The organism is Olsenella sp. oral taxon 809 str. F0356 (assembly GCF_000233535.1).
GTDB classification, from domain to species: domain Bacteria; phylum Actinomycetota; class Coriobacteriia; order Coriobacteriales; family Atopobiaceae; genus Olsenella_I; species Olsenella_I phocaeensis.
Map to the genome: position 1 here is coordinate 503,802 of NZ_JH376563.1, position 14,357 is coordinate 518,158.

The 14,357-nt window shown below is 67.2% G+C and carries 11 protein-coding genes, 1 tRNA gene and 1 pseudogene; 4 read left to right on the top strand and 9 right to left on the bottom strand.

Features of this window, described 5'->3' with window-relative positions; translation table 11 throughout:
* Positions 1-226 precede the first annotated feature (226 nt).
* Positions 227-3,046, top strand: coding sequence for an acetoacetate decarboxylase family protein (locus tag HMPREF1008_RS02250; protein ID WP_009278229.1), 2,820 nt, complete (start codon positions 227-229; stop codon positions 3,044-3,046).
* A gap of 158 nt (positions 3,047-3,204) precedes the next feature.
* On the opposite strand, the gene HMPREF1008_RS02255 is transcribed toward HMPREF1008_RS02250, so the two are convergent.
* The gene (locus HMPREF1008_RS02255) at positions 3,205-5,067 is read right to left on the bottom strand and encodes a carbon starvation protein A (RefSeq protein WP_009278230.1); all 1,863 of its coding nucleotides are present in this window, start codon (positions 5,065-5,067) and stop codon (positions 3,205-3,207) included.
* 406 nt (positions 5,068-5,473) lie between these two features.
* Between HMPREF1008_RS02255 and HMPREF1008_RS02260 the strand changes: the two genes are divergently transcribed.
* Positions 5,474-6,841: a class I SAM-dependent rRNA methyltransferase gene (locus tag HMPREF1008_RS02260; RefSeq protein WP_009278231.1), complete on the top strand. Its 1,368-nt coding sequence runs from the start codon at positions 5,474-5,476 to the stop codon at positions 6,839-6,841.
* A gap of 348 nt (positions 6,842-7,189) precedes the next feature.
* Here the strand turns inward: HMPREF1008_RS02260 and HMPREF1008_RS02265 are convergent, their stop codons facing one another.
* Together HMPREF1008_RS02265 and tadA are read right to left on the bottom strand one after the other, a co-directional pair.
* The gene (locus HMPREF1008_RS02265; protein ID WP_198003141.1) at positions 7,190-8,176 is read right to left on the bottom strand and encodes a threonine/serine dehydratase; all 987 of its coding nucleotides are present in this window, start codon (positions 8,174-8,176) and stop codon (positions 7,190-7,192) included.
* Positions 8,177-8,351: 175 nt separating this feature from the next.
* Positions 8,352-8,861, bottom strand: a complete 510-nt coding sequence (tadA, locus tag HMPREF1008_RS02270; RefSeq protein WP_009278233.1) for a tRNA adenosine(34) deaminase TadA — start codon at positions 8,859-8,861, stop codon at positions 8,352-8,354.
* A gap of 62 nt (positions 8,862-8,923) precedes the next feature.
* Here tadA and HMPREF1008_RS02275 point away from each other — a divergent pair.
* Positions 8,924-9,014: transfer RNA gene (locus tag HMPREF1008_RS02275), tRNA-Ser, on the top strand.
* Between the two features lie 204 nt (positions 9,015-9,218).
* Complete coding sequence (locus tag HMPREF1008_RS02280; protein WP_009278234.1) at positions 9,219-9,770, top strand: LemA family protein; 552 nt, start codon at positions 9,219-9,221, stop codon at positions 9,768-9,770.
* A gap of 116 nt (positions 9,771-9,886) precedes the next feature.
* Here the strand turns inward: HMPREF1008_RS02280 and HMPREF1008_RS02285 are convergent, their stop codons facing one another.
* From HMPREF1008_RS02285 to HMPREF1008_RS02305, 6 genes and pseudogenes are all read right to left on the bottom strand, one after another.
* The gene (locus HMPREF1008_RS02285; protein ID WP_009278235.1) at positions 9,887-11,482 is read right to left on the bottom strand and encodes a hypothetical protein; all 1,596 of its coding nucleotides are present in this window, start codon (positions 11,480-11,482) and stop codon (positions 9,887-9,889) included.
* Positions 11,483-11,584: 102 nt separating this feature from the next.
* Positions 11,585-12,034, bottom strand: coding sequence for a hypothetical protein (locus HMPREF1008_RS10585; RefSeq protein WP_009278236.1), 450 nt, complete (start codon positions 12,032-12,034; stop codon positions 11,585-11,587).
* Entirely contained in the window at positions 12,031-12,345 is a 315-nt protein-coding gene (locus HMPREF1008_RS10965; RefSeq protein ID WP_009278237.1) for a metal ABC transporter permease, read from the bottom strand. Before HMPREF1008_RS10965 ends, HMPREF1008_RS10585 begins: the two co-directional genes overlap by 4 nt.
* Before the next feature lie 50 nt (positions 12,346-12,395).
* Positions 12,396-12,827 carry a metal ABC transporter permease gene (locus tag HMPREF1008_RS10970; protein WP_255348649.1) on the bottom strand — a complete coding sequence of 144 codons (432 nt, stop codon included), beginning with the start codon at positions 12,825-12,827 and terminating at the stop codon, positions 12,396-12,398.
* Positions 12,828-12,924: 97 nt separating this feature from the next.
* Positions 12,925-13,494, bottom strand: a pseudogene (locus tag HMPREF1008_RS11040) (metal ABC transporter ATP-binding protein); the annotation flags it as partial.
* Entirely contained in the window at positions 13,487-14,335 is an 849-nt protein-coding gene (locus HMPREF1008_RS02305) for a metal ABC transporter solute-binding protein, Zn/Mn family (protein ID WP_009278239.1), read from the bottom strand. The pseudogene HMPREF1008_RS11040 and the gene HMPREF1008_RS02305, both read right to left, overlap by 8 nt.
* Between the last annotated feature and the right edge of the window lie 22 nt (positions 14,336-14,357).

Consider the following 14,357-nt stretch of genomic DNA (forward strand, 5'->3'; position numbering starts at 1 on the left):
CAATGACCTGCTTCCGAGGCGCGTTCGCAGTCGTGGACGCGCCTCTTCTCTCCCCTGGCGCCATGGTCACGCACCACACCCGCACGCCCCATGCCGTCCGCGCCGCAATGCGGACTTCTCCCCTAATCGCCGCACGTCCCGTCGCCCGTGGTAGCAAGCTAGATGTCACGAGGGGTTGCCTGGGGCGCCAGCACTCGACGCCGCAGGCGCGAGGAAGGGGGATCCCATGTACGAGAAGCTCTTCGAGGCGGGGCTGATAGGTGGCCTGAAGCTCAAGAACCGACTGGTCATGACACCCGTAGGCGTGGGCCTGGCCAACCTCGACGGCACGCCGAGCGACGAGATGATCGCCTACTACGAGGCGCGCGCCGCGGGCGGGGCGGGGCTCATCCTGCCCGAGATCTGCCGCGTCGACGACGTGACCGGCCCCGGCCTCCTGCGCCAGATATCCGCCACGCGCGACCGCAACATACCCGCGTTGGCGCGCCTCGCGGCGGCAATCCACAGCCATGGCGCGAAGACCATGATCCAGCTCCACCACCCCGGCCGCGAGACCTATAGCTCGCTACTGGGCGGTGCCCCCGTGGTCAGCGCCTCGGCCATCCCCTGCAAGCGCTGCAAGCAGGAGACGCGCGCCCTCAACACCGACGAGGTCAGGCACATCATCCGGGAGTTCGTGGACGCCGCCGCGCGTGTCCAGCAGGCGGGCTTCAATGGCGTCGAGCTGCACTGCGCCCACGGCTACCTGCTCGAGCAGTTCCTCTCGCCCTACACCAACAAGCGCGAGGACGAGTACGGCGGGTCCTTCGAGAACCGCCTGCGCATGGTGCTCGAGATCATCTCGGGCATCCGCGAGCGCTGCGGGGAGGGCTTCCCCCTGGGCTGCCGGCTCTCGGTCGAGGAGTTCCTCTCTGCCACGGGCGTCACCGAGGACTACATCCACATCCAGGACGGCGTGAGGATCGCCATGGCACTCGAGGAGGCCGGCATCGACTTCATCGACGTCTCCTGCGGTATCTACGAGACCGGCATAACCTCCGTCGAGCCCGTCTCGTACGCCGAGGGCTGGAGGCACGACCTCATCGCCGCCGTGCGCAAGAACGTCTCGATCCCCGTCATAGCGGTGTCGAACTTCCGTGGCCCTGACGTCCCCGAGAGCTTCCTCGAGGAGGGGCTCATCGACTTCGCGGGCATGGGGCGCGCCTGGCTGGCGGACCCCGAATGGGGCCGCAAGGTCCAGGAGGGTCGCGTGGACGAGCTCCGCAAGTGCATCTCGTGCCTGCGCTGCTTCGAGAGCCTCGAGCAGAACGCCGAGGCGGCCATGCCGCTCGAGTGCGCCGTCAACCCGACCTGCGCGGCGGAGCTCCGTTGCGGCAGCCTCGAACCCGACGTCGAGCACCACCACCTCGTTGTGGTGGGGGCAGGTCCCGCCGGTATGTGCGCGGCAGAGACGGCTGCCACGCGAGGCTGCAGGGTCACGCTCCTGGAGGCAGCGCGCGAGCTGGGCGGCGACGTCGTCCTCGCGGCGGCGCCTCCCCTCAAGGAGAAGATGTCCTTCGTGCCCGAGTACTACGCCAAGGTCCTTCCCGACCTGGGCGTGGACATCCACCTGGGAGAGCGCGCGACCGTGGAATCCGTGCTCGCGCTCGAGCCCGACGCGGTGATACTCGCCACCGGCGGGAGCCCCATCGTGCCGCGCTCCATTCCCGGCCTCGACGGCCCCAACGTCGCCTGCGTGCCCGAGGTCCTCACCGGCAGGCGCGAGCTTGCCGGCAAGAGCGTCGTGGTCGTCGGCGCGGGCATGACCGGCATCGAGACCGCCGAATACGCAGCCGAGAAGGGCGCGGCCCACGTCGTCGTGGTGGACATGCTCGACTCCGTCGCGCCTGGCGTCAACCCCGTCAACGTGCTTGACGTCATGGGACGCTTGCGCAAGTACGGCGTGGAGTTCAGGCTGGGACAGAAGCTCGTCAGCGCGGACGCGCAGGGCCTGGCGCTCGAGTCGACGGCGGACGGAAGCGCCTCTCGCCTTGACTGCGACCTCGTCGTGCTCTCGCTGGGCAACCGCCCCAACACCGAACTGCGCGAGGGGCTCGAGGCAGCAGACGTCGAGGTGCGCGTCGTGGGCTCTGCGGTCAAGGACGGGAACATCTCACCCGCCACACACGGTGGCTATGCGGCGGCACGCGAGCTCTTCCTCCCACACCGGCCGCAAGCCAGCTTCCATGCCCTGGACGAGGACGTGGCGAAGTTCGGCCAGCCCTCCATCATGGGTGACCAGCGCGGCATCTACATCGCCTTCACCACGACGCCCGAGGCCATCCGCCGCGTCCTGCCACCGGAGCTCACGCCCTTCAAGATGCCCGTCGTGGTCCTCTCGATCAACCACATCGATCGTCCCTCGTTCACGGACGACTACTACGAGGCGATCCTGGGCGTCTACTGCTACGCCGGCGAGCAGCTGGGCCAGTACACGCTCTCGCTGCTCCTGGGCGGCAACGGCCAGGAGATGGCCACGCAGCTCGGGCGCGACAACGGCTCCATGCCCAAGAAGATGGGGGCCGAGTTCGTGCTGCGCCGTGACGGCGACGTGGTGACGGCCGAGGTCAGCCGCAGGGGCTGTCAGGTCGCCAGCGTGCGCATGGAGCTCGGCGAGTACAACACGCCCCTCACGCACATGATCTTCCAGGGGCCCGGGGCGGGCGTCACCACCAAGGGATGCGGCTTCTACTACCACTTCGACCGCATGGTGAGACCCGAAGGCGGCGCCGAGCTGACCTCCGGGGCGCTCCTCGGGGCGCTCGTGCAGTACGACTACAAGGAGTGGACGCCGGGCTACGTCACCAAGCTCGAGCTTCGCTCGACTCCGGACGACCCCTGGGGCGAGCTGCCCGTCATCAGCGTCATAGGCGGTGGCCTCTCCACCCTGGACCTCACGGTCTGCGGCATGAGGCGCCTGGCCGACGTGGACGCCAAAGCGATCTTGCCCTACCTGCTCTCCGCCTGGTACGACCGCTCCGCGCTGGGCGAGTGCGGGCGCATCTAGCGAGCGTGTCGGCCCCGTCACAGGTGATCGTCCTGCGACGGGGGTCATGGACGACGAAAAGGGAGTCCCCGCAGCCCAATCAGAGCTGCGGGGACTCCACCTTTGACACAGTGAGAGGGGCGCTCCTGCCGCGCCGGCAGCCCCGGGGAGGGGCACGCCTACGCGCGGGCCGCCACAGACGCGGCGCCTGAGGAAGCGTCTTCCGCGGCGCGGGCAGCGACGTGCTCGCGGCCGAGCTCGGACCACTCGGGCTCCTCGTCGGGCATGGAGCCGGCCTCGGTGGTGAAGAGCTCCTTCAGGCAGTTGTAGGCGACGATCAAGCCCAAGGCCATGAGCAGGACGGCAAAGACCAGCTGCAGGCCCTTGGTGGCCAGCACGTCCACCGTCATCCCCGCGGCAAGCGCCGTGACGCAGCCGTAGGCGCTCATGGCGAGCGAGGTGAAGGTGCTGCAGAGCAGGAAGGCGACGGGCAGGTAGAGCATCCAGCCCTTGCGGCCAGTGGCCTTGCAGAAGACGGCCAGGGTGATCATGGTCATGCCGCCCAGGAGCTGGTTGGAGGCGCCGAAGAGCGGCCAGATGTTGAGGTAGCCGCCAAAGGTGAGCGACAGGCCAATCGCCAGGGTCACGAAGGTGGCAAACCACACGTTGGTCACGACGCGGTATGCGAGGGATCCCTCTCCAGCCTCCACGCCGGCGTCGTTGGTCTTGAGGAAGAACTCCTGGAACGAGGTACGGGCGATGCGGGCGACGGCGTCGAGCGAGGTCAGCGCCAATGCCGAGACGTTCATCGTCATGAAGACGGTGGCAAAGCTCGAGTTGATGCCAATCGCGGTCATGCCTCGCGCGACGCCGGCGGCGAAGATCTGGAAGGGCGTGCTCGCGGCGCCGGAGTTGAGGGCACCGGTTCCTGCCGTGTTCATGTCGCTGAACATAATGGCGGCGACGACCACCGCCAGGACGCCCACGAAGGATTCGAGGACCATGGCGCCGAAGCCCACGGGCAGGGCGTCAGCCTCGTTAGAGACCTGCTTCGAGGAGGTTCCGGAGGACACCAGGCTGTGGAAGCCCGAGAGGGCGCCACAGGCGACCGAGACAAAGAGCACCGGGAAGAGGTAGTTGCCCTTGGCGGACAGGGCGTCCAGAGTCTGGGACGAGACGACCATGGGTGCCGTCATCGTGGCCTTGCCGCTCACGCCCAGGACCACGATGCCCACGACGGCACAGGCGATCATGGCCACCATCATGATGGTGGTGAGGTAGTCCCGGGGCTGCTTGAGGGTCTGGATGGGCATGGCGGAGGCGAACACCAAGTAGACCATGACCACGGCGATCCAGGCGTTGAGGCTCAGGTAGATCGGGAAGAGCATGCCGAGGAAGAACATCGCGGCGATGAGCAGGACGGCGAAGGCGAACTGCTTCCAGCCGGAAAGCTCGTACCTGCGGCACATCCAGCCGAAGAGGATGGCGACGAAGGTGAAGAGGATCGAGATGGTGCCGGCGGCGCCAGCGGGATAGGACCTCGCGACGTCCAGGGCACCGGCCTCGCCCACGCTCATCTTGAAGGTGCCGGCGACCATGGAGGTGAAGGCGGCGACGACGATGCAGCAGAAGAGGAAGCTGAAGAGCAGGAAGAGCCTGCGGCCGGTACGGCCGATGTACTTCTCGATCAGCTGCCCCAGCGACTTCCCGTTGTTCTTGACGGAGGCGTAGAGGGCGCCGAAGTCATGGACGGCGCCAAAGAAGATGCCGCCGACCAGGACCCAGAGCAGCACCGGCAGCCAGCCGAACATCATGGCGACGATGGTGCCCGTGACGGGACCCGCGCCGCAGATGGACGAGAACTGGTGCGCGAAGACGGTGAAGCGCGAGGCGGGGGCGAAGTCGTGGCCGTCCTCCATGCGCACCGCGGGCGTCAGCGCGTCCTCGTCGACCCCCCAGGACTTCGCTAGCCAGCGGCCATACCCGATATAGCCAATGACCAGGACCACCGCAGCAACAACGATCACAAACAGTCCGTTCATAGTAGTTACAACCTCCCTCGCAGGGGTCGCGGCGACGCGTCGCCACTCGTGCCGGCGGGCCTCTCCCGCCCTGGCTGACGCCGCGGCTCCAGTGGGTTGGGCCGAGTCGGACCCCTTGGGGCCACTCCCTCCCCATCCGACGCCGCGGGTGTCTGGCCATGTTAGGGGCCGGATGAGAGGAGCGTGGGCTACGAGGCCCAAGGCGAAACTCAGACGTAACGGTATCCGCCCCCCGCTCGTAACCTTTTGGGGCCGGGGCATGGGACAGGTCGGCCCATGCCCAGCGAACTTGGTGCCTCAAGGCTGTCGGCCAGCAGGGGGCGGCGCGTCGGCCATAATGCAAGACGCGGGACCAAACGAGACGTATTCGCCCGCAGGCAGCGCAAGGACCGGAGGGACGCCCAGCATGAAGCAGCTCAGACCCTACCCCCAGGCAATCGTGAGCCGCAAGGCCGCCCGCTCCCTCAAGGCGGGTCACCCATGGGTGTTCGAAGGCGAGGCTCTGGAACTGCGTCCCTCTCCCCTGGACGGGCGTGAGGCCACGAACGGCTGTGCCATCGACCTCTTCGAGGAAAGTGGCACCTGGCAGGGAGTGGGGCTCCTCTCGCTCAAGAGCAAGATCCGCGTGCGCGTGGTGAGCCGCAACGCGAACGACCGGCTCGACGCCGCCTTCTGGTGGCGCAAGCTCCGCTGGGCGTGGGGGCATCGCAAGGCCACCATGGGATCGCGCGCCCTTGTCGGCTGCGAGCCGGACACCAACTGCTGTCGCCTGCTCTTCTCGGAGGCCGACGCCTTCCCCGGCCTCGTGGTGGACCGCTACGAGGACGTGCTCGTGGCGCAGGTGGGCACCGTGGGCATGGAGCTCCTGAGGCCCACCCTCTTCCCGCTCCTGGCCCTCGTCCTCGAGGAGGACGGCGTCCGCGTGCGCGGCATCTACGAGCGCTCCGACTCACCCGCCCGCCTGAAGGAGGGGCTCGAGCCCCGCAAGGGCTGGTACGACTTCTCGGCCCCGGAGGCCGTGGACCCGCTCGCGATCGAGGCGAGCGGCGGCGCGCTGGACGGTTGCCTGGCGCGGGAGCCCCAAGACGCGCGACTCGTGGTGCACGAGAACGGCCTGGCCTTCGACCTTGACATAGAGAACAGCCAGAAGACCGGCTTCTTCCTCGACCAGAAGTACAACCGCCGCGCCGTGAGGCAGGTCAGCGCGGGGCGACGCGTGCTCGACTGCTTCTGCCACGTGGGGCCCTTCGGCCTCAACGCCGCCGCAGGCGGGGCGGAGTTCGTGCGCTGCGTGGACGTGAGCCAGACGGCGCTCGACCTGGCGGCGCAGAACGCGCGGCTGAACGGGCTCGACGTGAATGCGGACGGGACGCCGCGCATGGGGTTCACCCAGGCAGACGTCCTGGCGTACCTGCCCGAGCTCGCGCGCGACAAGGCACGGCTGCGCGCCGAGGGAGGTCCCTTCGACCTCGTCGTGCTGGACCCGCCCGCCTTCACCAAGAGCCGCAGGACCATCGACCACGCGATGCGCGGCTACCGCCAGATCAACCAGGACGCGATGCGGATGCTTCCGCGCGGCGGTTACCTGGCCACCTGCAGCTGCAGCCACTTCATGTCGCGCGAGCGCCTGGCGCAGGCGATCGCGGAGGCGGCACACGGGGCCGGGGTGCAGCTGCGCCAGGTCGAGGAGCGCCAGCAGGCACCGGACCACCCCATCCTCTGGGGCGTACCCGAGACCCACTACCTGGACTTCTTCATCTTCCAGCTGGTGTAGGCGCGCCCCTCGCCCCTTTGCACCACTGCATCCGCGGCGCCCACGGGCCGGCACACACGGCCCGCGTTGTCCGCGCCCTTGTGCACGCGCCACGGACCAAGCACGCCCTTGCGCACGCGCCGCGGGTCAAGCGCGCTCTTGCGCACACGAGACCCACGTGCCAACAGCGCAGACGCAGCTCCGGCTGTGCGTTGGTGCGTGCTCGACAAAAATCGTGTGCGCAACGGCGTGTGCGCTGCGACCTAGCGTGCGTTGATGCGTGCTCGACGTGACTCGATGTGCGCTGAAGCGTGCGCGGCAAGGCGAGGGGCGCGCGGAAGCGTGCCCGACACGCGATGCCAAGTCGGCCTACCCCTCGTCGCCGAAGTCCTCCTCGAGGATGGCCGAGAGCACGTCCGCGTCCAGGTTGCCGCCGCTTATCACCAGTGCGACGTTGTGGCCGCCCACGAGCTCCGCATGCTCTCGCACGGCAGCGACCACCATGGCACTTCCCGGCTCGATGCTCAGCTGCTCGCGGCTCACCATGAACTTGAAGGCGGAGCGGATGGACCTCTCGCTCACTATGATCATCTGGTCGAGGAGGTCGGGCAGCATGTCGAAGGCAATCTGCCCCACGCCGCCCACGATCGCCTCGCAGACGGTCCTCCCCGAGGTCGGGTAGCGGTTGTAGCATACCCCGTCGCGCAGGGACTGCAGCATGGCCGGACAGGCGCTGGTCTGCACGCCCACGATGCGCACGTCGGGCCTCATGGCCTTCGCTATGGTGGCGATGCCGGTGATAAGCCCGCCACCGCCCACGGGCACGACGATGGTGTCGACCTCTGGGTTCTGCTCCAGGATCTCGAGCCCGATGGTCCCCTGGCCGCAGTACACGCGCGGATCGTACTCATAGGGGTCCACGAAGAACATCTCGTTGCGGTCTATGTAGTTGATGCCCAGCGTGATGGAGTCGTCGTAATCCGAGCCCAGCATCATGGAGCGGGCGCCGTAGTAGCGTATGCGGTCGGTCTTGGAATGCGGCGTCCCCATGGGAACGACCACCATGCAGTCGCGGATTCCCAGCTCGCGGGCGGCATAGGCGACGGCAACGCCATGGTTGCCCGTCGAGACCGTGCCCACGCCGTGCCGGCGCTCGCGGTCGCTCAGCCGCGACATGGTGTTGTAGGCGCCACGAATCTTGAAGCTCTTGCCGATCTGCTGGCTCTCGAGCTTGAAGAAGTAGCACGTGTCTCCCCCGTTGAGATAGACGGCCTCCTCCAGCGGGGTCCGACGCACGTGGTCGCGAATGTGCTCGTATGCCTCGCGTACGTCGTCCGCGTCGAACCACTTGCCCATGCCCATAAGCCCCTTCGCCCGGAATACAGACAAAGATACTTCACTATTGGATAAACAGCGAGAAAAATTGCAGTTACGTGGCGGACGGGCGGTCGCACGGGCAGGGCATGCGTGACCTCATGCGCCCTAGACGACGTCCGTAAGCGGACGAGCCGGCTCCTGAGCCCGCGCGACCCTACTCGTCCGAGGCCACACCCCTCGCGGCACGCTGCTCCGCACGGCGGGCGCGGAAGAAGTCGCGAAGCAGCTGCGCACACTCATCCTGCAACACGCCACCCACCACCTCGAACTCGTGGTTCAGCCGTCCGTCGTGGCTCACATCATAGAGCGTTCCCAGCGCACCGCCCTTGGGGTCTGGGGCACCAAAGACGCAGCGGTCTATGCGGGAGTTGACCATGAGCCCCGCGCACATGAGGCAGGGCTCGAGCGTCACGTAGGCCGTGCAGCTCGTGAGCCGCCAGCGACCCAGCGCCTGCGACGCCTTCACCAGCGCGCTGAACTCGGCATGGGCCGATGGGTCATGGTCGAGCTCGCGCCGGTTGCGACCGCGTGCGACCACCCTTCCGTCGCAGACCACGACGGCGCCGATGGGCACCTCTCCCTCCTGCGCGGCAAGGCGGGCCTCCTCGATGGCCTCGCGCATGAAGGCCTCGTCGACCTCGCGCCGTCGCTCCGCTTCGGCCATCGTCCCCTAGCCTCCCCTTTTCTGCATGGGCTCATGCGCTAGGATATATCCGCGCACCCATTGGAGGGGTGGCAGAGTGGTTGATTGCAGCGGTCTTGAAAACCGTCGAGCGGTAACCCCGTTCCGAGGGTTCGAATCCCTCCCCCTCCGCCATGCGCATCAGCCAGATCGCCCAGGTGCCTCCCGGTGCGATGGCGTCAGTCCCCTGCCTTACGGTCGCGTCGACATTGAACCCCCGCAATCCGACTTCGTTGCCCCGCGGACATCACATGCCGTCAGGACCACGTCCCAGGTCGAATGTGGGCGGGTCCGGGTATACTTGTCTGACAGGATACGAGCCGCGAGAAGGGAATCGCCATGACGCTCGCCATAATCATCATCGCACTCATCGTGGTGGTGGGAATCTGGTTCATCTCGATCTACAACGGCATTGTCCAGAAGAACAACCGCTGCGACAACGCGTGGGAGACCATCGACACGCAGCTCCAGCGCCGCAACGACCTGATCCCCAACCTGGTCGAGGTCGTCAAGGGCTATGCCAGCCACGAGTCCCAGACCCTCGAAGCCGTGATCAAGGCCCGCTCTGCCGTGAGCTCCGCCGTCACCCCCGAGGACAAGATGGCCGCCTCCAACCAGCTGACCCAGACCCTCGGACACCTCTTCGCCGTCGCGGAGTCCTACCCCGAGCTCAAGGCCAATGCCAACTTCCAGCAGCTCCAGGGCGACCTGACCGACACCGAGAACCGCATCAGCTACGCGCGCCAGAGCTTCAACGACTGCGTGCTCGAGTACAACAACGCCGTCACCACCTTCCCCGGCAACATCGTCGCCGGGTCCAAGTTCCCGCGCCGCAAGGGCTTCGAGGCCGCCGACGCCTCCGTGCGCCAGGCGCCCCAGGTCAAGTTCTAGAGCCTTAGCCTCCTTCCCCCTCGCACGAGCGGAGCCCGGCCGGATCATCCCGACCGGGCTCCTTCTTTAGGCAAGAATGCCCCGCACCTCGCGTGGCGCGCAGTGCCAGCCCGGGGTTATGCCACGCCGGGGGCGTCGTCCGTCGTGCCCGCCGGCGTCTCGTCGGCATCTGCCGCTTCCGCCGGAGCGTCCTTCTCACGGGAGGCGTCCACGCGCTCGGGGTCGGCACCCTCGGTCGCCGCCGACGCCTCGCACTCGTGGCCAACCGCGGCGGACGTCCCTTCCCTTGTGGGCTCCGTCTCGGGGCGGACAGTTGCGACCCCCTCACCCCCGACCTCGTCCTTGTCCGTGGCGGGAGTGCCTGCGCGGTCGTCGCCCTCGGCGGCGGTCCTGGCATCCTCCTGCCCTGAGCCCTCCGCTGACGCGTCGTGCGCCGTCGTCTCGTCGGCGCGGGCATGCCCCTCCTCTGACTTGCGGCGTGCCTCTTCCTGCTCGCGGACGATCTTGGCAAGGAGGTTCTTGAAGTCGTACCTGACGCCATGGATGATTGCGGTACCGTCGTCCAGGAACTTGATGTTCTGGAGCGGGACGTTGGGGAGCTCGAAGAGGGTGTCCTGGAACTCCTCCCCGCTCATCCCATAGAGGGCGCAGTACCTGCTCGTGATCTCGTCGTCGCTCATACCGTCGTTGACGGGCGTCGAGCCCTCCTCGATGGGCACGCCAGGATAGCGGTCCTCGGGGTCGTGCGTCAGCGTGCTGAAGCTGCCGTCGACGTAATAGACGTACCAGACGCTGCCCTCGTGCACGATGCGCTCGATCCTGGGGCCGCGCGTGAAGTCCGCCTCCTCCTCGTCTCGGGACTCCGCCGCATGTTCGTGGCCGCGCTCGACCTCGTGGTCGCCGTTCCGCTCGTCGTCGTGGGCATGGCCTCCGCCACTATGCCCCACCTCGGCGTCGCTCCCCCAGCCGTTCTTGCCCTTGGGACGCGCCTCGGGGTGCTGGACCAGGTACTTGAGGGTGGCGACGACGGCGCGCGGGTCGTTGCCGTGGAAGGTGTCCCCACCGTCCTTGCAGAACTGGATGATCGTCTGGATGGACACGTAATGGTAGTGGTCGTGGTGGGGAATCACGAAGCCACCGGCGGCCTCGTCGTAGTCGACGGAGTGGACCACGTTGCCATAGTTGATTTGGTCAAGCGGAACCAGAAGCGCGGCGTCGACGTCCTCGTAGCGGAAGCTCTCGCCCGGCTTGAGGGGCTCGAAGTGGCGCCCCATGTTGGGGTCGTACTCCGTGATCTTGATGTCAGGGTAGGCGGAGGAAGGATCCTCGTAGACCACGCTCTCGAAGCCGTCTGCGTGGTGCAGGTGCCAGTGGTTGTTGTGGTGCTCGATGGATAGCACGCGCTTGGGGTCGTTCTTGTCCTGCTTGATGGGGGCGATGGGGCCCGCAGGCTTCGAGGCGCCCGCCTTGCCGCGCGAGCGGGGCGCGCCGTTCCCAGCCGCGCCACCCCGCGCGCCGCGACCCACGTGCGAGACATGCCCGTCATGGCTCCCCTCGAAGGTCCCTATCTTGATCTTGGGGAAGGCGCGGGAGGGATCCTCGCGGCAGATGAACTCACTGCCGTCCTCCGTGTAGGCGTGGTAGCGGTCGTCATGCTTGAGGATGCGGACGATGGGCTGGCGGGCGAGCTCGTCCAGGCTCACCACCTTCACGAAGTTGAGGCGGCGCGGGGCGGAGTCAGTCGTGCCGACCGCGGCGCGCGTCCGTGCGGCATCACTGCCACTCTCACCTGCGGTCCTTGACTGACAAGAGGGCTAGCCAGACCCGGCATCGACCCGTGGCACCGGCCAGTCGACGCGCGCGCCCTGCCCGCCGTCGCGACCGTGGTCGGAGTGGCTCCCGGAGTACTCCCCCACGTATGCGTGGGGGTACAGTGCGCTCGGGTCGCTGTAGGTGATGATCTCTCGCCCGTCCTTGGTGAAGATGTGCCAGTGGTCCCCGTGCTTGACCACCTTCACGATCTGGTCTGAATCCACCTCGGGGGCGTCGATGAGGACCTCAGTGGTGTCGTCCGTGGCGAAGGACACGTCCGCCTTGCTCGCAGGGTCGTCTTGGCGCAGTACCCGAACCTGCTCCTGTGCCGCGGGCGCCTGCCGGCCACCCGACGCGGGAACGCCAAGCCCGCGACCACCCAGCGTCGCGACGACGGTCGCCGCGGCAATGGCACCGGCAAGGCCCAGGCCTGCCTTCCTTACGTTGTTCATAGGTACCCCCATCTTCTCTTGGCGAGCATCGCCACTGATAAAGCAAGCACTGCGATGAGCACGATCACAGATCCGGGCCTGAGGTTCTGGTGGTACGAGACCGCAAGGCCCGCATGGACGAAGGCGAGCGAGAGGGCTATGGAGAGGAGCAGCGTCCCCCTGTAGCTGCGTGCGAACTGCATGGCGCAGATGACGGGTATGACCATCAGCGACGAGACGATCGGCGAGCCGATGGTCTTTGCCGCCACGCTCACCGTGATGGCGACGAGGAACGAGAACGCCAGGTTGAGCGCCCGGCCGTCGATGCCCATGAGAGGGGCCGCTACGGGGTCGAAGACGCTCAGGTAGAGGCGGTCGTAGATCAGGCGTAGGTGACCAGCACCACAGCCGCCACGGCGAGCACCAGCGCGAGCTCGAAGTCCCCGATGGTCACGATCGAGCCAAAGAGGTAGGAGCTGATGGCGTTGCTCCCGCCCGTGAGGCTCGTGAAGATGCCCGCGAGGCCGATGGCGGTCGCAAGCACGATCACGGTCGAGATCTCCTGGTAGGCCTTGAGGCGACTGCTGATGAGCTCGACCCCCAAGGCTGCCACGACGCAGGCGACCACGGAACCAAGGAGCGGGTCGAAGCCCAGGCAGAGACCTATGGCCACGCCGGCGAGCGAGGCGTGTGAGAGCGTGTCGCCCATCATCGAGAGCCTCTTGAGCAGAATTGGCAGGCCTATGAGCGGCAGGATCACGGCCAGGACGCTGCCCACGAGGTAGGCGCGCCGCATGAACTCGTATTCGAACATCACGCGCCGACGTCTCCTTCCGACAACTGAACGACCTCCTCGATGCTGCCATCCTGAGCCTGATCACGCGGTCGGCACGGCCCTCGAGCTCGTCCGGATGGTGGGTCACGACCAGCACTGCCTTGCCCGCGTCCGCCATGTCCCTCAGCACCTGGAAAAGCTCGTCCGAGAAGCTGGCGTCCACTCCGTTGGTCGGCTCGTCGAGGAGAATGAGGCGGGCGTCCTTGAGAAGGGCGACGAGCAGCCCCACCCGCTGGAGCTGCCCACCCGAAAGCTGGTCGAGCGCCTTGTCGAGCGAGCCCTCCAGGCGCACTTGGGCCAGGAGCTCGCCGACGTCGGACTTGATTCCCAGATGCCGGCAGTGGACCTGGAGGAGCTCGCGGACGGTCGTGGGAAAATGGCGGTAGCCACGCACGGAGTCCTGCGAGACGTAGGCGACGCGCGGGTAGTGGCGATGCGTCACGGGACGCTCGCCCAGGACGAGAAGCTCCCCCGCGTCAGGCGCGAGCTCGCCCAAGAGCAGCCTCATGAGCGTCGACTTGCCCGCTCCGTTCCTGCCCACCAGGGCAACCAGCTCGCCAGGGCGCAGGCTCAAGTCCAGGCCGGCTATGACGGGGACGCCCTCGTACGAGAACTCGAGCCCCCGCGCGCGCACCAGCTCACACATCAAACGACTCCGCCAGGGCGTCGAGGTTGCGCCTCATGAGCTCGACGTAGCCAAGCCCCATCTCCTCCTCGCTCAGGTTCTCCATGGTGTAGAGGGTCGAGGTGGTGGCGCCGGTGCTCCGCGCCAGGGTCTGCGCGACCTTGGGGGTCGCGCTCCCCTCGAAGAAGATGGTGTCGATGCCATGCTGCCTCACGAAGTCGGCGATGGTCGCAAGCTGGGCCGCGGACGGCTCGTCCTCGGGAGAGATGCCCGTCACGGCCACCTGCCGCAGGCCGTAGTCGTGCGCCAGGTAGTTGAACGCCGCGTGCGAGACCACGAAGTACCTCTCGCCCGCCTTGCCCTTGTCCAGGCGCTCCTGGAAGCTTTGGTCGAGCTCGTGCAGCTCGTCGATGAGCCTCTGCGCGTTTGCCTGGTACGTGCCCGCCCCGTCGGGGTCCATCGCGCTCGCCCGGTCGCGGATGAGCTCGACCTCGTGCTGGGCGTTTCTCACGCTCAGCCAGGTGTGGGGGTTGACGCTCGAGCGATCGTCCCCGTCCGAGTCCTTGCCCCGAAGCAGCGTGAGACCCTGCGAGAGGTCGAGGAAGCGACCGTCGTCACCCTCGGAGCCCCTGAGGTCGTCCATGAAGTCCTCCATGCCTGCTCCGTTGTAGATGACGAGGTCGGCCTCGCCCAGCTCGGCTCGGTCGCCAGCCTGAAGCTCGAAGTCGTGGGGCTCCTGGCTGCCCTTGATGATGGTCCGCACCTCCATGCGGTCTCCCACCACCTGGCGCGTGAGGTCTGCCACGGGATAGAAGCTCGCGTACACCACGGGCTTGTCGCCGCCCGAAGAGCTCCCCCTCATGCTTGCCCCCTCCGCACAACCC

Excerpts from the sequence above, each read along its gene's own strand:
- HMPREF1008_RS10970 (WP_255348649.1), bottom strand. The coding sequence starts at position 12,827 with ATGTTCGAATACGAGTTCATGCGGCGCGCCTACCTCGTGGGCAGCGTC.
- tadA (WP_009278233.1), bottom strand. The coding sequence starts at position 8,861 with ATGGCCGAAGCGGAGCGACGGCGCGAGGTCGACGAGGCCTTCATGCGC.
- HMPREF1008_RS02260 (WP_009278231.1), top strand. The coding sequence starts at position 5,474 with ATGAAGCAGCTCAGACCCTACCCCCAGGCAATCGTGAGCCGCAAGGCC.
- HMPREF1008_RS02280 (WP_009278234.1), top strand. The coding sequence starts at position 9,219 with ATGACGCTCGCCATAATCATCATCGCACTCATCGTGGTGGTGGGAATC.
- HMPREF1008_RS02305 (WP_009278239.1), bottom strand. The coding sequence starts at position 14,335 with ATGAGGGGGAGCTCTTCGGGCGGCGACAAGCCCGTGGTGTACGCGAGC.
- HMPREF1008_RS10965 (WP_009278237.1), bottom strand. The coding sequence starts at position 12,345 with ATGGGCATCGACGGCCGGGCGCTCAACCTGGCGTTCTCGTTCCTCGTC.
- HMPREF1008_RS02265 (WP_198003141.1), bottom strand. The coding sequence starts at position 8,176 with ATGGGCAAGTGGTTCGACGCGGACGACGTACGCGAGGCATACGAGCAC.
- HMPREF1008_RS02255 (WP_009278230.1), bottom strand. The coding sequence starts at position 5,067 with ATGAACGGACTGTTTGTGATCGTTGTTGCTGCGGTGGTCCTGGTCATT.
- HMPREF1008_RS02250 (WP_009278229.1), top strand. The coding sequence starts at position 227 with ATGTACGAGAAGCTCTTCGAGGCGGGGCTGATAGGTGGCCTGAAGCTC.
- HMPREF1008_RS10585 (WP_009278236.1), bottom strand. The coding sequence starts at position 12,034 with ATGAACAACGTAAGGAAGGCAGGCCTGGGCCTTGCCGGTGCCATTGCC.